Source organism: Paraburkholderia sp. ZP32-5 (assembly GCF_021390495.1).
In the GTDB taxonomy this organism is placed as follows: domain Bacteria; phylum Pseudomonadota; class Gammaproteobacteria; order Burkholderiales; family Burkholderiaceae; genus Paraburkholderia.
Genome location: NZ_JAJEJP010000001.1, coordinates 762,259 through 781,861 on the forward strand (window position 1 = coordinate 762,259; position 19,603 = coordinate 781,861).

Annotated in this window: 15 protein-coding genes; 7 read left to right on the top strand and 8 right to left on the bottom strand. The window is 61.7% G+C overall.

What is annotated here, in order from left to right; genetic code table 11:
• The first annotated feature begins 10 nt into the window (after positions 1-10).
• Both L0U82_RS03255 and L0U82_RS03260 read left to right on the top strand, forming a co-directional pair.
• Entirely contained in the window at positions 11-1,294 is a 1,284-nt protein-coding gene (locus tag L0U82_RS03255) for an NAD(P)/FAD-dependent oxidoreductase (protein ID WP_233828461.1), read from the top strand.
• Positions 1,291-1,713 carry a GtrA family protein gene (locus L0U82_RS03260; protein WP_233828462.1) on the top strand — a complete coding sequence of 141 codons (423 nt, stop codon included), beginning with the start codon at positions 1,291-1,293 and terminating at the stop codon, positions 1,711-1,713. Before L0U82_RS03255 ends, L0U82_RS03260 begins: the two co-directional genes overlap by 4 nt.
• Before the next feature lie 65 nt (positions 1,714-1,778).
• Here L0U82_RS03260 and L0U82_RS03265 read toward each other — a convergent pair whose 3' ends face one another.
• The 4 genes from L0U82_RS03265 to L0U82_RS03280 form a co-directional block, all read right to left on the bottom strand.
• Positions 1,779-3,401 (bottom strand): hypothetical protein, encoded by a 1,623-nt coding sequence (locus tag L0U82_RS03265; RefSeq protein ID WP_233828463.1) that lies wholly within the window; start codon positions 3,399-3,401, stop codon positions 1,779-1,781.
• A 116-nt stretch (positions 3,402-3,517) separates the two neighbouring features.
• Positions 3,518-4,675 carry a methyltransferase domain-containing protein gene (locus L0U82_RS03270; protein WP_233828464.1) on the bottom strand — a complete coding sequence of 386 codons (1,158 nt, stop codon included), beginning with the start codon at positions 4,673-4,675 and terminating at the stop codon, positions 3,518-3,520.
• Positions 4,676-4,751: 76 nt separating this feature from the next.
• Positions 4,752-5,825 carry a zinc-dependent alcohol dehydrogenase gene (locus L0U82_RS03275; protein ID WP_233828466.1) on the bottom strand — a complete coding sequence of 358 codons (1,074 nt, stop codon included), beginning with the start codon at positions 5,823-5,825 and terminating at the stop codon, positions 4,752-4,754.
• A gap of 51 nt (positions 5,826-5,876) precedes the next feature.
• Positions 5,877-6,833 (bottom strand): class I SAM-dependent methyltransferase, encoded by a 957-nt coding sequence (locus L0U82_RS03280; protein WP_233828468.1) that lies wholly within the window; start codon positions 6,831-6,833, stop codon positions 5,877-5,879.
• A 416-nt stretch (positions 6,834-7,249) separates the two neighbouring features.
• Here L0U82_RS03280 and L0U82_RS03285 point away from each other — a divergent pair, with 416 nt between their 5' ends.
• The 4 genes from L0U82_RS03285 (at position 7,250) to L0U82_RS03300 (ending at position 10,838) form a co-directional block, all read left to right on the top strand.
• The gene (locus L0U82_RS03285) at positions 7,250-8,239 is read left to right on the top strand and encodes a glycosyltransferase (RefSeq protein WP_233828470.1); all 990 of its coding nucleotides are present in this window, start codon (positions 7,250-7,252) and stop codon (positions 8,237-8,239) included.
• Between the two features lie 49 nt (positions 8,240-8,288).
• Entirely contained in the window at positions 8,289-9,290 is a 1,002-nt protein-coding gene (locus tag L0U82_RS03290) for a glycosyltransferase (protein ID WP_233828472.1), read from the top strand.
• A gap of 70 nt (positions 9,291-9,360) precedes the next feature.
• Positions 9,361-9,951 carry a histidine phosphatase family protein gene (locus L0U82_RS03295; RefSeq protein ID WP_233828474.1) on the top strand — a complete coding sequence of 197 codons (591 nt, stop codon included), beginning with the start codon at positions 9,361-9,363 and terminating at the stop codon, positions 9,949-9,951.
• Positions 9,948-10,838: a hypothetical protein gene (locus L0U82_RS03300; protein WP_233828476.1), complete on the top strand. Its 891-nt coding sequence runs from the start codon at positions 9,948-9,950 to the stop codon at positions 10,836-10,838. The genes L0U82_RS03295 and L0U82_RS03300 overlap by 4 nt, the downstream gene beginning before the upstream one ends.
• A 41-nt stretch (positions 10,839-10,879) precedes the next feature.
• On the opposite strand, the gene L0U82_RS03305 is transcribed toward L0U82_RS03300, so the two are convergent.
• The 4 genes from L0U82_RS03305 to L0U82_RS03320 all read right to left on the bottom strand — a co-directional run bounded on the left by L0U82_RS03305 (position 10,880) and on the right by L0U82_RS03320 (position 17,979).
• Positions 10,880-11,926 carry a glycosyltransferase family 4 protein gene (locus tag L0U82_RS03305; RefSeq protein WP_233828477.1) on the bottom strand — a complete coding sequence of 349 codons (1,047 nt, stop codon included), beginning with the start codon at positions 11,924-11,926 and terminating at the stop codon, positions 10,880-10,882.
• Between the two features lie 71 nt (positions 11,927-11,997).
• Positions 11,998-14,799 carry a glycosyltransferase family 4 protein gene (locus L0U82_RS03310; RefSeq protein ID WP_233828478.1) on the bottom strand — a complete coding sequence of 934 codons (2,802 nt, stop codon included), beginning with the start codon at positions 14,797-14,799 and terminating at the stop codon, positions 11,998-12,000.
• Positions 14,792-16,987 (bottom strand): glycosyltransferase family 2 protein, encoded by a 2,196-nt coding sequence (locus L0U82_RS03315; protein WP_233833102.1) that lies wholly within the window; start codon positions 16,985-16,987, stop codon positions 14,792-14,794. The genes L0U82_RS03310 and L0U82_RS03315 overlap by 8 nt, the downstream gene beginning before the upstream one ends.
• Before the next feature lie 20 nt (positions 16,988-17,007).
• Positions 17,008-17,979 carry a glycosyltransferase gene (locus tag L0U82_RS03320; RefSeq protein WP_233828479.1) on the bottom strand — a complete coding sequence of 324 codons (972 nt, stop codon included), beginning with the start codon at positions 17,977-17,979 and terminating at the stop codon, positions 17,008-17,010.
• A gap of 658 nt (positions 17,980-18,637) precedes the next feature.
• Between L0U82_RS03320 and L0U82_RS03325 the strand changes: the two genes are divergently transcribed.
• Positions 18,638-19,597, top strand: coding sequence for an NAD-dependent epimerase/dehydratase family protein (locus L0U82_RS03325; RefSeq protein ID WP_233828480.1), 960 nt, complete (start codon positions 18,638-18,640; stop codon positions 19,595-19,597).
• Positions 19,598-19,603: the final 6 nt, after the last annotated feature.

Below are 19,603 nucleotides of genomic sequence, written 5' to 3' on the forward strand. Positions count from 1 at the left end.
GGACGTGAGTATGAGCAACGAAAAAATTGCGGTGCTGGGCGCGGGCCCGATGGGACTGGGCGTCGCGTATCAACTCGTGAAGGACGGCCGCAAGCCGGTCATTTTCGAGGCGGACGACCGCGTCGGCGGCATGGCCGCGTGTTTCGATTTCGGTGGCTTGTCGATCGAGCGCTACTACCATTTTCATGCGATCTCCGACCACGCGTTCTTCGAGGTGCTGCGCGAACTCGGCATCGAAGACCAGTTGAAATGGGTCGAGACGAAGATGGGCTATTACTACCAGGGGCATGTGCAGGCATGGGGCAACCCGATCGCGCTGCTCAAGTTCAAGGGGCTCAGCTTCAGCGCCAAGTTCCGCTACGGGCTGCACGCATTCCTGTCCACCAAGCGCAATGACTGGCGCCCGTTGGACCATGTCGAGGCCTCCGGCTGGATTCGTCGCTGGATCGGCGAGGAAGCATGGGAAGTGCTGTGGCGCAAGCTGTTCGACTACAAGTTTTACGACTACGCGTACAACCTGTCGGCCGCATGGATCTGGAGCCGGATTCGCCGTATCGGCCGCTCGCGCTACGACCTGTTCCGCGAAAAGCTCGGCTATCTGGAGGGCGGCTCGGATACGCTGCTTGAAGGCATGCGGCGCTACATCGAGGCGAACGGCGGTGAATTCCGTCTCGGCTCGCCCGCGCAAAAGGTGGCGATCGAAAACGACGCGGTCGCGGGCGTCCAGGTGAATGGCGAACTGCTGCCGTTCGACAAGGTCATCAGCACGATTCCGTTGCCGTATGTGCCGCGCGTGATGCCTGATTTGCCCGCCGATGTCGCGACCGCGTTCAGGAGCGTGAAGAATGTCGCGGTGGTGTGCGTGATCGCGAAGCTGAAGAGAGCGGTGACGCAGAACTTCTGGCTGAACGTGAACGATCCGGATATGGATATCCCCGGCATCGTCGAATACACGAACCTGCGCCCGCTCGACGAGCACGTCGTGTACGTACCGTTCTATATGCCTGGCGAGCACGCGAAGTATCAGGACGCGGACAGCGTGTTCATCGACAAGGTGAAGCGCTATCTGATGCGGATCAATCCGGCACTGAGCGAGCAGGATTTCATCGACGTGCGGGCAAGCCGCTACCGCTACGCGCAGCCGATCTGCGAGCCGGGCTTCCTCGATCGCCTGCCGCCGATCCAGTTGCCGGTCAAGGGGCTGCTCGTCGCCGATACGTCCTATTACTATCCGGAAGATCGGGGTATTTCGGAAAGTATCGGCCTCGCTCGCAAGATGGCGAAAATGCTATGACGGCTGAATCAATGGGTATCAAGCGGAAACTGGCGTCGCCGCAATTCCTGAAGTTTCTGCTCGCGGGCGGCGTGGCGGCCGCGGTGAATTTCGGCAGCCGGATTGTTTTCAATCACTGGATGCCGTTTTCCGCCGCGATCGTGGTCGCTTATATCGCGGGCATGATCACCGCGTTCGTGCTGACGAAGCTGTTCGTGTTTACCGAAAGCGAGCGCCCGACATGGCAGTCGGCGGTGTTCTTCACGCTCGTGAATGTGGTTGCGGTGCTGCAGACGTGGGCAGTTAGCGTGGCGCTCGCGTACTACGTGCTGCCGTGGCTGAATATCACGTGGCATCCGAAGGAGATTGCTCACTTCGTCGGCGTTGTCGTGCCGGTGTTTACGAGCTACATCGGCCATAAGAAGCTGACGTTCAAGTAACGCTTAGTGAGTCTGATATGAAGTGGCCGTGCGCCGCCAGCTTGAGGCGACGTACGGCCACTTTGTCATTTCTGCAGAGTGCAGAAGCGGTCGCCGACCAGCGCGTAAGCGCGCAGGTCTTTCTCGCCGGGCTTCGCGAAGCCGACCCAGCCTGCGTCCCTGGGCGCGTTCTTCACGTTGGCCTTCACGTCATCACGTCTTTTGCCGGACACGCCGTATCCGACCGTTTCGCCGGCGGGGTTCACGAGAACAATCAGCAACGAACTACGGCGATGAGTGGGCGCGACGACCCAACCGGACGCGGTGATGCCGACGCTGTCGGGCGTGACCGTATCGAGAAAGCCGGTGCAGCGCGAGTCATCGACGAAGTCTTTACTGAACCTGACGAGGCCGGCGTCGTGGAGCCAGCCGCGCGAATAAGGTCCAATTTCGTATTCCGCGGCGAACTTCGCGTCGTCCACATAGACGGAGTGAGCGCTGAGCGGGAAGATCAGACCGTCCAGTTCCTGATGGTCGAGGCCGATCTTTTGCGACAGCACCGCCAGTTTCCAGCGGTACAGAACCTCGATATCGCCGTTCACGTTGTGCTGGAATTTAGCGAGGAACGTGAGAAAGACGAGCGGGATGAGTACCACGAGCGTGCGCGCGCGCTTCGTCGACGCGAGATCGAGGGCGAGTAACGACAGCACCAGAAAGCCCAGCAGTGCGGGCAGCGTATAGCGGCTCGCCACCGCGGCCGGCAGACCCATCATCCAGCGCCCCTGGGTGGCGCCGACGGCCGACGCGACGACAAGACCATAGCCCGCGATCAGAAACGAGCGATACGGTGTGAAAAGACGCTTCCTGTACAGATGGAGTGTGGCAACCGCGGCCAGAACGAGCAGACCAAAGCCGGCGATTCCAGCCAGTTCGAGGCGATTCGTGATCCAGAAGACCGGGTTACCCAGAAAGATCAGGAAGAACTTCGGCCGGGCCAGCGAGACGTGAGCGACCGCGGGATCGAGCGGCAGAATCGGCTTGACGAAGTGATAAAAATAAACCGCGTTCGCGATAGCGCCTGCTACCAGGACTGTCGCGATTTCGCGCCACGACCGACGCAGCAGCACCCCTTGCACCGCCATCACGAAGAACGTCGCGACGCCGTTGCCCATGCTGAGTTCCGCGCACACGCAGAAGAACAGCCCCAGCGCGACCCGCCTTACGCTGTTGGTCGGCCGCGAGTAAAAAGCGAAAGCCAGCATCGCGAACAGATAGATCGCGATGAACTGGCTTTGAAAGCCCCATTTAAGGTTGTCGTTCTGTGTCCACGAAAAGATGAACGAAAAAATGATACCGATGATGAGGAACGGCGAATATCGAACCGTGTGCCACTTTTTATGTTCAAGCCAGATCGTCACACCGAGGCACACGACCAGCAAATAAATGGCGACGATATTAAATACGTTCCAGCCGCCGAACACGTAGATATCGAGGAAAAACAGAATCCGTGGAATGACGATGCGGTGGTCCATATGCTGCGACCAGAAGAACCCGTAGTCACCATTCACTATGGCCTGGTAGAAGCCGATATAGCCATTCCACTGATCCCAGAAAGGGATCGGCGAAAAATAGTGAAATCCCCCATAGATGGAGGTCGCTACGATAAAGATGCCCAGTAGCGCGCCCCACAGAGAATAGATGCGCTGCAATCGATACTCCTGGCCCAAAAAGTTGGGGCGAACATAACAAATCGGGTAGTTCCCGTCCAGTCTTGATTGGTTGGGGCGGCGTGCCGCTGGCCGCCCCAACCGGCACGCACGTGTTATCAGTGAACGTCGAGTATCGCCGGCGTGCGGCAATGGGTGAGCGATAAAGGCTGAAGCAAGCGTCCTTCCCGCCAGCCGAAATGCTGATAATGCTCGTGCGCGTCTACGCCGGCCGCGGCCACGTCGGGATTGGCGGCGAGATAGTCGTGTGCATCGAAGCCGGGCGGTAGCGCAACCGGTTCATCGGGATCGAGTTCGCTGCGCTGTCCACAAACGCGCGCCGCGCTCTTGTCTGTATCGTGTATCGCGTGCAGTTCCTTCAACTTGCGGTGCGCACGCCAGAACGGTACCGTCGGCGTCGCATCGCTAGCCAGCCGCTCCATCCGCCGCCAGCTATCGGCGATATAGGCACGATCCCGTGAGCGCCGCATCACGACAGAAAACTCGATGTCGTTATAAAGCGTGTCGCAGAATTGCTCGCAGGCGAAATCGATCAACTCCATTTCGCTGAGATCGGCGATCAGCTTCGCAAACGAGTGCGGCGTGAAAACCCAGCAGTGAATGTCGTGATAGGTGCCGTTTTCGAACGCGTCGCGTGCGAGATGCAACGCGCCTTGCCATGTATGATGCCGCCTCGCTGAATCCACGTTGATCCGTCGTTGCCATGCGTCCAGAGCGGAGACTTCGGCAGCGGACAGACAGTGATCGAGCAGCGAATAAGGCTGCGGTATCCGCGCCCGCGCGATATAGCTCGCCAGAACTTCAGGCAGACGGCTTTCGCGGCGGAAGTAGTCGAACGTGAAGCGTCTGTCGGGTACGACGAGACGCACCTCGCCGGTGGGTTTCAGAACAGCGGCCAGTTCTCTGAGCCATGTGACGAGATCGGGGACATGCTCGACGACGTGCGACGCGACGACATAGTCGACATACCGGCCGTTGATCGCCTCATGCAGCGTATTGCGCCCCCACACCGCGTCGACGTCGACGATCTCATCGATGTTCAGATGAGGGTCGTCCTTGTACTTCTGACGAAGGTGGGGCGTATCCGTGTGGTCCACATAGATGACTTCACCACCATCGCAGCGGCGTACGAGCGGCCAGCAAAGCGGGCCTATTTCGACGCCGACGCTGCCCTTGACGTCCAGGCCTTTCAGCAGACGGCAGCGCCTGTTGTCACGAATTTCATTGATGCCGAGACTATTGTCTTCCTTCGCCATGTTGCCTCCTCGTAGTGGACGGCACAGCACTAAGTTGACTAATGTCCCCCGCGTTACATCAGATTTTTTTGTTTCCTCACGTATGAACCTGGACCTTGATCGAGTCCGAACTCTTGTCACAAGCCAGTTGAAAAGCTTCCTGAATCTGGTCGAGACTCAGGTCGTGCGTGATCATCGCGCGCAGCGTGTCGCCCTTGCGCGCGAGCAGATCGATTGCCACGGCGAAATCGTGTTGACCGTCGATATAGCCGTAGCAGTTCGGCAGATGAATCGTCAGTTCCTTGATGTGCGGCGCGATGATCTCGATGCCCTTGAAGCCATGGTCGAACGCGCCGAGCACCGCCACCTGGCCCAATGGGCGCACGAACTGGCACGCGTAGTCGAGTGTGTCGCCTGTGCCGCCGACGGCTTCGATCGCGTAGTGCGCGCCTAGCCCATCGGTTGCCTGCTGGACGATGGCCAGTGCCTCGGCGCGATCGGCCGGCAGGATCGCGGTGGCGCCCATCGCCAGCGCCGCGCGCGCCTGGGCCGCGTGTTTGGCGACCACGTAAACCTTTTCGCTTCCCGCATCCAGTGCGGCAGCCAGTGCCGCGAGACCGATCGTGCCCGCGCCGACCACCACGCCGACCGTGCCCGCCGCGATACGCATCTTGCGGCAGGCATGCACACCGACGGCAATCGGCTCGACGATCGCGCCGAGCCGGTCGTCGACTGCATCGGGCAGCGGGAACACGCCGGCTTCTTTCGTGCGGACATATTCGGCAAAGCCGCCGCCGAACGGAAATTCGCGCGCGCGGCAGTGGATCGGCGTGCCGAGCTTGCAGTATTCACACTTGCCGCATGCGGTGCCCATCACCATGTCGATCGTGACCCGCTGCCCGACACGCACGCTCGTCACGCCAGCGCCGATTTCGACCACCGTGCCGCTCAATTCATGGCCGTTCGGAAAGCTTTGATGGGCGTCGGCGTTGCGATACGCATGCAGATCGCTGCCGCAGATGCCGACACTCGCGACCTTGACGATCACGGTGCCGGGCAGCAATTCAGGTATCGGCATGCGGCCGATCTTCATCGTGCGCATGCCGTCCTGCAAGCCAGCCCGCATGGACGCGCCTTCGGTGCGATGCTCGAGCGCGTTCGTTGCAGTCATCGGTGAATCTCCTCGGTTCGGTAAAGACGTGGCTCGCTGCGCTAGCGCCGGTTAGCGGTTCTTCCTGATCCAGAAGCTGGCGCCGGGATTGCGCATGAAAAGCGGCATGCGCGCGTTCATCAGATCGGCGTGGAAGTGGCCCATGAAGGTGTTCATCAGCACCACCTCGAACGCGCTGTTGTACTGCAGGAACGCACGCAGCAGATACGCTTCGTTCCATGCGCGGCCCTCGTAGATCCACTGCGGCGGATATTCGAGCGGCAGAAACACGTCATGGAAATGGATGTGCACGCCGGGCGCCAGCATCGGCAGGATATCGAAGACGATGCGGTTGACGTCGCTGCCGATCTTGCTCACATGCGAGGAATCGACGAACAGGATGTCGTTCGCTTGCAGCTCCGCGAATACCGACAGATCGACGTCCTGGGCGAGCGACTTCACGATCTTCGAAGTGGTCTTGTCTTTGTCGGTCAGCAGCGACAGCAACCGTTCGTTGTTGGGTTCGACGAACGTGCACTTGATCTGCCCGTCGAAGAACAGGTCGTTGGTATCGAGCGACACAGCGGACGAAAAGCCCGAGCCGATTTCAACGATGCGGCGCGGCCGCAAATGACGAATCATGCAGTACAGCGACGTCGCATCGCCGTACGAGAACATCACGTTTTCGAAGTAGAAGCGCAAGCCGTCTTTCTTGTGCGGCTCGAACGGCATCTCGCCGTAGTACTTGTCGGCGAATTCCTCGACGAGCCGCAACTGGGCCGCTTCGTTGAATTCGATGCCGGGCAGCGTGCGCTGAACGTTGCCGAACAGGCGCGCCTCGTCTTTCTGGATATCAGTAATCGACGGGATCGGCGAATAGTAGTGACCGGGCGGCACGTCGCCGAGATTCGAAAAGTGCGGAATGTTGGTCTGAAGCGAGTCTCGATACTTGTCGCGTTCAGCAATCAGTTCTGCGACTTCAGGATGTGTTGCTGCCAGTGAACTGAGAAGTTCGGTCGATGCCGACATCTTGCGTCTCCCGCGCGGTGGATTTCGTGGAGGCAGTTTATGAAGGGCGAATCCGGTGTGATAGCCCGGCTGCCCGTAGCGTACTGAACTGATGAAGTCTAACGTACCGAGGCCCGCGCACCCAAGTATTCCTAGCATCAATTATCGCGAGCAGGGTAACGATGCAGCGCGCACTTACCGTTGCTTACAAAATATTCGTCGTAGCAATCCGCCCCGGTACTGGCGCGCGCGACAACGTGCGTTTCGCTCCCGCCCAGACGGCTGTTTGCGCTACGATTTGACGTAAAATCAGGCCCCTGCCGATAACGGTCCGGGGCGGTTTCGCGGGTGGTCGCTAACACCTGGAATGCCTGGATTGCGCACCGTCCTGCGCGGCGGCACCTACGATACCGGACGATTCGGGACGGAGCCCGCTTATGCATTTCAAAATTCTCCTGACCACTCACAGTACTGCGTTCATGACGAGCGGTGGTGGTGAGTCGGAACTCGTGCAGGTCGCCGAACTCCTGAACGAGTCGGACGTACAGGCCGACATCTACGGGATCCGCAGCCGGCCGCTGCGCTTTTACGACGCCGTCATGCATTTCTCCGTTCACGCGGACGGCGAGGCGATCGTTCGCGAAACGGTCAATCAGGGCAAAAAGGTCTTTCTGTGGCCCAACGTCTGGTGGCTAAGCGCGCCGGACCCGGTGGAAATCAGCCGGATCGAAGCGTTCGTCGCGCGTGCCGAGCGGCTGCTGTTCAAATCGTCGACGGAACTCGAGCATTTCAGGCGCTACATCAACGTCGATCCGGCCCGTTGCGTGGTGGTGGGCTCCGGTATATCTGACCGGTTCCTTCTGCCCGCCGATAAAGATTTACTGCCTACGGTCTGTGACGTATCCGATTACGTGTTGTGCCTCGGCCTGATCGAGCCGATCAAGAATCAGCTCGAACTGATCAAGGCGCTCAACCAGTTGCAGATCAACGGTCTGATGGTGGGCGGTTTCCGGGACGAGGCGTACTACCGGCAGTGCGTGCGCGACGCGCATCGCGGGATTCATTTCCTGCCCTTCATCCAGCCTTGCAGCGCGCTGTTGCGCTCCGCGCTTGCCAACGCACTGGTCGTGGCGGAGCCGAGCTTCGATCCGCCTGGCCGCTCCTGTCTCGAAGGCGCATTCGTGAAGAAGCCGCTCGTCATGGTCGATGGGGCCTGGCAGCGCGAGCACTTCGGCGATGATGTCTGGTACGCGGCTTCCACCGATGCGCCGGACATCGTTCCGGCGATTGCGGCCGCGCTTGCCGACACGGACAGAGAAGAAAAGATCGCAAACAACTATGAACGCGTCTATGCACGGCACTCGTCGGGCACGGTAGCAGCAGACTTAATCAAACACCTGACCGATGCCGGCCTCACAAACTACTAAGATCCCGCGCCTGCTCGTCGTCCAGCGGCGCTCGATGACTGACGGGCGAATGAATTCGCGCACCATCGGCGCGCGCTTCGCGCCGTTGCTGTCGTATATGCAGCGGCACCAGCTGATCGAATGGGAGCAGATCTCCGAGGCCGAAGTCGGCGTCAGTCATCTGCATCGCTTCGACGTGGTGCTGTTCAACAAGCACGTGTCGAACCTGTCGCTGAAGATCATGCGGATGGCGAACGAACTCGGCCTCCATACGATTTACGATCTCGACGACTGGCTGCTCGATCTGCCGTCGTGGAGCGTGCTCGAAATGAACGAGGACGTGCTCTACAACGTGCTCGCAATGATTCGCGAGGCGAGCGCGGCCACCGCGTCGAATCAGCTGCTGCAGGAACGCATGCGCAAGGTGCGGCGCTCGGACGTGCTGATCATCCCGAACGGCTTCGACGGCGAGGCTTTCGATCTGTCGCCCGGGCTGTGGCAGGAACAGCAGCCGCCGAAGATCATCTTCTCCAATCTCGACGGCATCAAGCTCGTGAGCTTCCGCAAGGATTTCTTCGCGACCTTGCGCGCTTTCCTGACGCGCCACGAAAACGTATCGATCGACTTCTGGGGCGATCTGTTTCCCGAACTCAATACGATCCCGCACATGACGTATCGCGGTAGCCGCGGCAATCTCGAGTACAAGAAAGCGCTCCGCGACGAAGGGTACACGTTTGCGATCGTCCCGCTCGGCGCGGAAGAAGACCCCGACACGCTGTTCTTCAACTCATGCAAGTCGCCGATCAAATACGCGGACTACGGCAGTCTCGGCATCCCGAGCATCTATTCGGACTGTCCGACTTACCGCGAGAACGTCAGGCATCGGCAGACCGGGTACATTGCAGCGAACACGGCGGACAGCTGGGCTCAGGCGCTGGAGGACATGTTCACCGACGCGAAGTTGCGGCAGTCGATCCGCGAGCAGGCCTATGCCGACGTGTTCGATCGTTTCAGTGTCCGGCGCATTGCGGCGATGTTCATGAAAGCCTTACCCGGCCCGAAGTCCGACTGAGCTGACGCCAGGCACTCGCATACACCGAGATACACCCAAGCGTACCCACGCACCCACGCAACCGACTCTTATGGATCTTCTTCTCATTCGCCACGGCCAATCGTTTGCCAACGTGGCCGGTCTGCTCAACTCGACCGAGCAGGACGAGTTGACCGAACACGGGATGCAGCAGGCCGCGCAGCTGCGCGTGCTGATGGAAAGCCGCGGCCTCGTGCCGGACCGCGTTTTTTCGAGCCCGTGGCGGCGCGCCCTGCAAACCACCGAGGTGCTGTTCAACGGCAAGTGCGACTGGACGGTCGACAGCCGTCTCGGCGAAACCAATGCGGGCCGGTTCGCGACATGGAAAGCCGAAGACTTCCGGCTCGCGTTTCCCGACTGGGGCAAACATCTGTCGGACCGTTACGACGGTGGCGAATCGCATCTCGAGCTGGCCGCGCGATCGGTGAACTGGGTCGAGGAGGAGGTGCTGCGGCACGCTGACCAGCCGGGCCTGATCGCCGCCGTATGTCACGCGGGGCCGATCTCGGTGATCTCTCAGTATCTGCTGAATATCCCGTTGTCGAAATTTCCCAACGTGCTGGTGCCGAATGCATCCATCACGCTGTTCCGGCAGAACGTGCATACCGGAAACTTCTATTTGCAGATCGCGGGGCTGTCATGAGTGCATCGATCAGGATTTTCGAGCCGCTTTACGCGCCGGGGCAGGTGCTCTCCGAGAAGGTCTTTCACCCGCTGGTACTGCACAACAATGCTCACGCTGCGTGGCGCGAGTTCTACATCATCGTCGACATGTACCGCAAGGGCATGCACCTTGAGCAGGACTTCACCGCGCTGTTCTCGCCGAAATTCGCGTTGAAGGCGCGTATGGACGGCAGCCGGTTCATCGAGTTCGTCGAAGCGAATACCGATGCCGACGTCTGCATGATCAATCCATTTCCGCAACTCGCGTATGTCTCGCACACTGCATGGATGCAAGGCGAGCATGCGCATCCGGGACTCGTCGAACGCAGCCAGAATCTGCTCGACGCGGTCGGTATCGACTGGAATCTGCGCGAGGCGCCGCGTCAGTCCGCGCATACGCTGTGCTATTGCAATTTCTGGGTCGGCTCGCAGTCGTTCTGGGAAAACTATGTCGGCAAGGTGCTGGAGCCGATCGCCACGTTCCTCGAAACGCAAAGCGATAGCGAAGCCGCGCGTGGCGTGCTGGAGCCTACGATTCATTCCGACGATGCACCGTTTTTGCCGTTCGTCGCCGAGCGTCTGTTCAGCACGTATCTGTCGCTGCATCCGCAAGTGAAGGTGGCCGCGTATCCGATCGAGGGCGACGAGGTGCTGGACTACTGTGTCAGCGATTTCGAAAAGGACATCGTGCGGTATATGCAAAAGCCGATCGATGCCGCGGATCGCGCACCGGTCTTTCCGCCCGAGCAGATAGCGTTGATGGACCTGCTGTGCACGCTGTCGCAGAAGTACGTGCGCGCGCACTTTTCGTTTACGCCGCATCCGCATACCGGGCAACCGATCGACTTCGAGCGCGGCGGCAAGTAACGCGTCGACAGCGCGATCCAGTAGATGCGCGCCGTCACTCGTTATCTTCTTTTCTCCACCGATGCGGCCGGCGCGCTTGCACGCGCGCGCGAAGGGCCGTTCATCACCACGCCCACGCCGGTGAATAGCGTGCGCCACACGTCGTCGCTGGAACGTTGCAGCACGCCGTCGGCATGCCGCACGTAAGCGAGATCGATCGGGCTGCGGCCGACGGATTGCCCCAGCCGCTGCATCACGACCGGCACCCATGCGGCGAGTTCGGCATTCGCGTCGAATACACAGTCGCGCGGACAGATCTCCTGAGCGGCCGTGCCGCCGCGCACGAATACCGGCTTGCCGTAGTGCATCGCCTCGAGCACCGGCACGCAGAAGCCTTCATGCCGGCTCATCGCGAGCAGGCCGCTGGTCGACTCGTAACACTCGAACAGGTCGGCGTCGTCGAGCATGCCCTTGAAGTCGACCCGTTCGAGCACGCCGAGGCGGCGCGCGTGGTTGATCAGGAACTTCAGGTAATCGTAATTCGGCGTGCTGCCGACGATACTGAGCGTTGCGTTGAAGTCGCGCTGTTTCAGCAGCGCCAGAATCTCGATGCCGTCTTCGACGCGTTTATGCGGCACCACGCGGCCGACCATCAGCAGATTCGGCTCCTGCCGCTTGCGGCCTTTACGTGGCGTCTCGCGCCGGAATACGTACATGTCCGGAAACACCGGCGGCACGATCGTGATGGCATCAGCATCGACATCGACGATGCCGGCGAGGCTCTGCGCGGTGCCGCGCGAGTTTGCGACGAGCGCGTCGAAGCCCGCGAGCAGCGGCAGTTGCGCGAGCGCCTTGTCGCACAACTGCGCGGTGCGCGGTTCGAGCGCGCGCAGCAGTTGCGGGTCGGTCACGCCGTGGAAGTAGCAGATCTTCTTGCAGTCGAGCGCGAGAATGCGCTCGAGATGCGGATCGAAGATCGAATAACTCAACAGCACGACGTCGTCCCGGCGGACGTCGTCGAATAACGCTTCAAGCGGGCGGACCCCGTTCGTTCCCTCATCGAATCCGCTTGCATACAACTCGGCCTTCATGCCGAGACGTTCAGCCATTCGAACGAAACCGATGCAGTGATTACCGACCGCATCGCCCGAGAAAATGTCCGGAGCACATACCCGCAGCGTCATTTTGCTTTCGCCTCCGCAATGTCCGTCAACCGTTGAGCATAGGCGCGCGCGACCGCCTGAACCGAGTAGTCGCGCTCGATGCGTGCCTTGCCTGCCTGGGCGATGCGCTCACGCAGAGGCGCATCGTCGATCATGCGTTTGAGCTGTTCGGCCGCGATCGACACTTCCGGATCGCACCAGTACTGGCCTTCGGCGAACAGATAGTCGCCGGGCCGCAGCGGTATGAGCTCGCCGTCCACGAGGAACGCGGTGTCGGCTTCGCAGAAGTCGACGTTACCCGAGAAGTTCGTGACCACGACCGGCTGCCCCAGCACCATCGCCTCGGCGATCACGCGGCCGAAGCCTTCGCTGCGATGGAGCGAAATGTAGGCGTCGCAGCAGGCCATGAAGTCGGTCGAATCCTGCCGGCTCAGGCGCTCGGACACGATATGGATGCGGCTGTCGCCTGCGGTCAGATCGAGCACTGCGCGCCACACCGGATCGTCGTCGCGCACGTTCATCGCCTTGATCACGAGGCCGACGCCTGGCGAGCTCGCGCCGAATGCCTGCTTGAAAGCCTGCACGCCGGCGAGCGGATTCTTGCGGCTTAGCCACGAGTTGCCGTCGAACATCAGGTAGAACAGGAACTCGTTGGCGGGCAAACCGAACCGCTCGCGTTTCGGCTCGACCGGCGCGGGCACCTCGACCGCCATCGGCATCCGATAAACCGGCGTGTTGCCAAGACGGCTGTAGACGCTCTGCACGAAGCGGCTTTGCGCCCAGATCTCGTCGACCATCTGATGCACGTTGCCGAACGCGTCGGGCCAATGAGGCAGTTCCCACGGCCACGCGCCGATCTTGTGAGTCGGCGCGTCGATCAGATGGCGGCCGCCCTCGATCGCGAGACGCACCATCTCGGGCGCCGGCAGACAGATCAGGCTGATGTTGTACTTGAGCTCCTCGCTGATCAGATGATCGACCGAGTGTTCGAGCTTCGCGGGTCCCGCCATCGGCGCATTGAGCAGCGTGACCGGCGTGGACGACATTTGCAGCACGCGCGCGGCCATCCGCGCGTCTTCGCCGAGACCGAGCACGCCTTGCGGGAAGCCGATCACGTTGACGCCGAAGCCGTAGCCGCCACCTTCGACGCGCGCGTGATAGCGAGCCGGTTCGCGCTCGTCGTCATCGGTGTCGTCGTCGGCGCTGTCGGCAACCTCGGCCGAATCGGCCCAGCGTACCTTCAGCGAGCCGACGAGCGGATACTCGGTCGACGCCCATTCGTTCCACCAGTTCACGAGCTGATCGCGGCCCGCCGCGGTGGCCAGGTCGTAGGCCTCGCGCAGGTCGGGGCGGTCGCTCGCAATCATCATCAGGAAGCGCGGCAGCAATGTGGCGTCGGCCGGCTGCTGGTCGTCGATCCTCGCGAGTTCTTCGGCCAGATGCGTCGGCGACCATTTGATCGCGGAGTATTCGTCGTGTCCGTGCTTGTCCCACCACGAAATGAAGCCAAGCCGCGCGCTGAAGCTGTTCAGATTGAACGATGCCTGCAGGTCGGGCCGCTCGTTCCAGATCAGCAGCAAAAAGCGCGGCAGCAGCGGCAATACACCTTGCTCGCCGGCTTGCATGTTGAACAGTTCGTCGGGCAGCGGCGGGATGGTCCAGTGCAGCGCCGGATACTGGGGCTCGCCGCTCTCCACCCACCACGACAGGCACTTCAGCCGGCCAGTGAAACTGTCGAGCGAGCAGAGCTCCTGCATATCGCGGCGCTCGTCGTGCAGCATGCGCAGGAAGCGCGGCACCGGCAGCCAGTCGGGATGCGTGCCCCATTCCGGTTCGAACATCTGCGCGGGCGTCGTGGGCGGCACCCATCGGATCGAGCGGTACTGATGCTGGCCATGTTCGATCCACCACGACAGGCAGCTCAGGCGCCCGTTGAGCGAGTGCAGATCGAAAGTCGCCTGCAGGTCCGCGCGCTCCTTGAAAATCTCGCAAAGGAAGCGCGGCACATACGGGCCGCCGTCGGCGGGCGGCACTTCGGGTTCGAGCATGAAGCCGCCGATCGGCGGCTGCGACCACTTGATGCGCGGATATTCGCGCTGGCCGTGGTCTTCCCACCAGCTCAGCGCGGTGACCCGCGACGTGAAGCTGGCGAGGTCGAAAGCGGCGCGCAGATCGGGCCGCTCGGTAGTGATCAGCGCGAGAAAGCGCGGAAACGGCATCGCGCTGGAATCGGGCGCGTCGATCGGCTCCATCAGCGTGGTCCACGCGATCGGCGGGCGCCACGTTACGCGCGGACAGGTGATCTGGCCGTGCTCGTCCCACCAGTCGAGGCAGTTCAGATAGCCGGTCAGCGTGTTCAGGTTGAAGGCGCGCGTCAGATCGCCGCGATTGCGCACGATCATCGTCATCAGCTTCGGCAATTGCAGGCCGGCTTCTTCGAGCACCGTGTCGGGCTCGAGCAGCGTTTCGCTCAGATGTTTCGCGTCGAGCACGCTCGGCCGGGTCGAACCCAGCCAATACGTGACGGCATCCGGATGGCGCTCGATCAGCGTGTCGTTATCGAGCTGGCGCAGGTATTCGAGGTCTTCGCGGCGCAGTACCCAGTCGAAGTCCGGATACGTGTCGCGCGCCGACATTTCCCACCAGAAGTACAACGTGACCCGGTCATTGAGCGCTTTGGAATTGAAGCGCGCGAGATCGGCTCTGAATTTCATCAGAAAGTAGATCGCGCTCGGCAGGCAGAAGAGTTCCCCCGGCGATGGATGGCGGTATTCCCCGAGCCACCCGGTCTTGGTTTTTTTGGGTCCCAGATTAAGCAAGATTTCCAATCCTTGAAGGCCAAGCGAAGGAAAAGTCGTCGGCAGTCAGCGTCAGATTGGGGGAATAGCACGGATCGTTCATCAACAGATGCCCCCAGCGTTGCCTGACCAATTCGGATTCCTGGTTGAAGCGGCTAATTTTTTCCGGCGTGTCCTCGGCGCCGCGGGTTGCCGATTCGTGATGATAAAGCTCGGCGTATGGCGTCCACACATTGCGGTACCCGGCTTGCCGGACCCGAAGGCAAAAATCAATGTCGTTGTAGGCAACGTGTAATTGTTCGTCGAGGCCGCCGACTTCCTTGTAGATCGACTGACGGATCAGCAGGCACGCGGCGGTCACCGCGCACATCGCGTTGCGCAGGCGCGCGCGCGCGAAGTAGCCGGGATGGGTGTTCGGGAAATGCTTGTGCGCATGGCTCGCGATGCCGCCGACGCCGAGCACCACGCCGCCGTGCTGGATCGTGTCGTCCGGATACAGCAGCTTCGCGCCCACCGCGCCGACGTTCGGCTGCAGCGCGACCGACACCATCTCTTCGAGCCAGTCGGCGTTGATCACTTCGATGTCGTTGTTCATCAGGCAGACGAAGTCCGCCGTGCTCGCGAGCGCGACGCCATTGTTCAGCGCCGAGTAGTTGAACGGCGAATCGTCACGCACGACGCGGATGCGCCGGTCTTTTTGCAGCCGCTCGAATAGCTCGTGGGTGGCCTGCTCGACCGAGCCGTTGTCGATGATCGTGATGCGAAAGTTCGGGTAGCTCGATTTGCGCAGCACCGATTCCACGCATTGCTCGACGAGGCCGGCGGAATCGCGCGTCGGAATGATGATCTCGACCGACGGCAGCACTTCGGGTAGCTCGTACACGACCTTGTTGAACGCATCGGTGCCGGGTGCGTGTTCGGTATGCGCGTTGATCCGGTTGCGCGCGAGGTGTTCGTCTAGCGCGCGCATCGCCGCGGTATGCGCATACGGCTTTGCCTCGTGGCCGGCCGCGGTGCTTTCCGGGATCATGCGCCAGTGGTACAGCGCGCGCGGCACGTGATACACGGTGTGATGACCGGCGCGGTCGATCACGCGCAACGCGAGGTCGTAATCCTGCGAGCCTTCAAAGCTGGCTCGGAAGCCGCCGACTTCTTTCACAGTCGACGTGCGGTACACGCCGAAATGCGAAATCATGTTCTGGCTCAGGAACAGGTCGTAGTTGAAGTCGCATTTGAAGTACGGGTCCGAGCGCACGCCGTCGATCGAAATCTTGTCTTCGTCGCTATAGATCACCGCCGCGTCGGGATGCGCGTTGATCATTTCGGCGACGCAGTACAGCGCGAGCGGATGCAACTCGTCGTCGTGATCGAGCAGGCCGATGAATTCGCCGATGGCCAGTTCCAATGCCGTGTTGCTCGATGCGCTGATATGGCCGTTCGTCGTGCGGTACGCGACCTTGATGCGCGGATCTTTCGCGGCGTAGCTATCGAGCACCTCTTTCACTTCGGGGTTCGTCGAGCAGTCGTCGGCGATACAGAATTCCCAGTTCTCGTAGACCTGCGCGACGACCGAATCGATCGCGATGCGCAGCCATTTCGCCGGCGTGTTGTAGGTCGGCATGACGATGCTGATCAGCGGCTGCAGCGCCCACTGCTGCGAGCGCGCGCGCAATTCGGGGTACAGCGCCGCGGGCGGTTCGTGCCGCTCGATCCATTCCTGGTACGTGTGGCCGGCACTCGGCACCGGCGCGGGTTGCGCACCGCCGCGCCACGACGCCATGCGGCGCGCGCGTTCGAGCAGTTCCTGCGGACAGTCGCTGTCCGCGATCAGTTCGACGTTGAAGCCGTTCACCGAGAACAACCCCGAGCGGGCGATCGGGTCGACCCGCAACGGCCCGACGAGCGGCGGAAACGCGACCACCTGATCCACTTTGCCTTCAGCGCCGACCGTGAGCCCGATCGTCGCGTGCTCCGACATGCCCGCGCCCGCGTCGAAATAGATCATGCATGGCGATGCCGGCATGTCCTCCTTCAACAGTTCGAACGAAATGCGCGCGGCGCGCCCCGAGAGTTCTTCCCAACCGGTGAGTTCGAACTGTGGATCGCCATTGATCGCCTTCCACGCAAACTCAGGATTCGAGGACGCCTCGACGTTGTTCAGCGGACGAAGTTCGAAGCGCTTCACGGGGTTCTTCACGGATTTCGTCACAGGTTTCTTCACGGGGTTCGTCATTTATTCAGCAGGGAATCGTAGAGCGCTTTCAGCGGAGACAGCACGGCTTGCCAGCTCAGGTCGCGCGCGTTGCCATCGGCGCTGCCGCGCGGTTGCGCGAGCGCTTCGCGAATCGCGTGGACGATGCTGTCGACATCGAACGGATCGAGGTACGCGACATGCCGCGCGAAGTACTCTTCGGTCGAGCCGACCCGGGTCACGGCGATGCGCGCGCCCGCCGCATGCGCTTCGAGCGCGGCAAGGCCGGGTGTCTCCAGCGTGCTTGGCAGCACGAACGCTTCGCAGGCGGCGTAGGCCGAGCGCAGCAGCGGCGAATCGTGAGCGAGCGTGCCTGCGTAGACGACCTGTTCGCCGCCTTCGGCGAAGCATGCCTTCGCATATTCGGGATCGCGCTGATGGCCGATCAGCACGAGCTTGAGTTCCGGGAACGACTTCATTGCCTTCACGAGCGCGAGCTGGTTCTTGCGCGGCTCGATATTGCCGACGTTCAGGATGAAGCGATCCGCGATGCCGAATTCGCGGCGGAACAGTTCAGGCGCGACCGGCTCGTAGAAGCTCTGTTCGACGCCATTGAGCACGCTGACGAATTTCTCGCGCGGCAGATCGAAGACGCGCGCGAGCGTATCGCACTCGATCTCCGAGTTGGCGACCACGCGGTCGGCCAGCGAAAACTGATGATGGATTTCGCCGATCGGATAGAGATGCCTGGTTTCTTCGGTGACCCACAGGCTCGACGACACGACGAGCGGCAAGCCTAGTTGCTTGACGAAGTTGCACAGGTGCACCGAGCCGCCGACGCACGAGAAGAAATGCACGACATCGTGTTCCAGAAAGCGCGGCTTCCATGGATCGAACAGCGTGACGTCCACGCCATGCGCGGGCAGATGCCTGTGATAAGCCAGCAGCTGGATCTCTCCGCCGCCGGGCGTATGGAAAGCCATCGGGTAAGTGGCGAACAGCACTTTCATAGGCGGGGCCCTAATGGCTCAGACAAATTGTTTTCTCCAGACCAGCACGTTTTATTCCACATATCGACGGTTTCGGACACCCTGTCTCCGTGATCCAGGCCGAATGAACCGGCGCTGCGCGAGCCGCCCAGGGGGCGGCCGGTGCAGCGAGGGCGGAGCATTCACATGGAGGTGTGCCGCGCCGTCGCGCGGCGATCAGGCGTTGGTTCGTCGGCGCGCGGGCGATTGCCTGTTCGCGCGGCCTTGGGACAGGCCTGATCGTGCTGTTGTCGAGCACGTTTGGATCGATACCACGAATTCCACATGCGCGAAAATGTTTGAGTTGTTACGAAGTGTACGAATTGCGCGCCAGCGAGGGCACGTCCGTTTTATTATCACGGCCCGGGCGTGAGCCGCGTGTGCGGTGCCGCCCAGTGGCCGATGCCATTTATTCTAGCGCCCGGCTGCCGGCCCGCGAATAGGGCCGCGACGGGTTGGCGCCCGCATACAATACGGTCCCAGCCAGACTTCCCGAGAAAGCACCGTCGATGCCAGATTGTATCGTGTCTCATCCGCCTTTCCCGCCCTGTCCGGGTAGGGTTGGTCCTGGCGGTGCCAGTATCGGTTCGTCGATCCAATCGCATCGCGCGGACCTCGCCGCGTGTTCTGGAGCACGCCGATGAGCCTGCAGGTTCTGGTCACCGGCGCCAATGGCTTCGTCGGCAAAGCGGTGTCGCGCGCGCTGCTGCGGCGCGGCGACAGCGTGCTCGGCGCGGTGCGGCAAGTGCATAGCGCCGCCGAGGGCGTGCGCGAATGGCTGCTCGATGTCGACGACTTCGCGGGCATCGAGCAACGCTGGCCGGTCGGCGTCGGTTGCGATGCGGCGATCCACCTCGCCGCGCGGGTCCACGTGATGCATGAGAGCGTCAGCGATCCGCTTGCCGCCTATCGCGCAACCAACGTCGACGGCGCATTGCGCGTCGCCGCCGCGGCACGCGGCGCGGGCGCGCGCCGCTTCGTGTTCGTGAGCAGCATCAAGGCGATGGCGGAGGCGGGCCCGGGTCGTCCGATCGGCGAAGCGGACACGCCGGCGCCGGTCGATCCGTACGGCATCTCGAAACTGGAAGCGGAGCGCGCGTTGTTCGACTATGGCCGCGCGTCGGGTCTCGAGATCGTGGTGGTGCGCCCGCCGCTCGTCTACGGGCCGGGCGTGCGCGCGAATTTTCTGCAGTTGATGAACGCGATCGCCAAGGGTGTTCCGCTGCCGCTCGGCGCGATCAAGGCGCGCCGCAGCCTTGTGTTCGTCGACAACCTTGCCGATGCGCTCGTGCATTGCGCGACCGATCCGCGCGCGGCTGGCGAGACCTTTCACGTGACGGATGGGCGCGATCTCAGCTTGCCGGAACTCGTGCGCGCGCTTGCCATGCAACTGCATGCGCCGGCGCGGCTCGTGCCGGTGCCGGCCGGCGTGCTGCGGATGGCCGGCCGCCTGAGCGGGCGCTCGGCGCAGATCGACCGGCTGATCGGCGAGTTGCGCGTCGACAGTTCGCGTATTCGCGAACGTCTCGGCTGGGTGCCGCCATACACGGTCGAGCATGGCTTGCTCGAGACCGCCGCGTGGTATCGCGCCACGCATTGAGCCTTG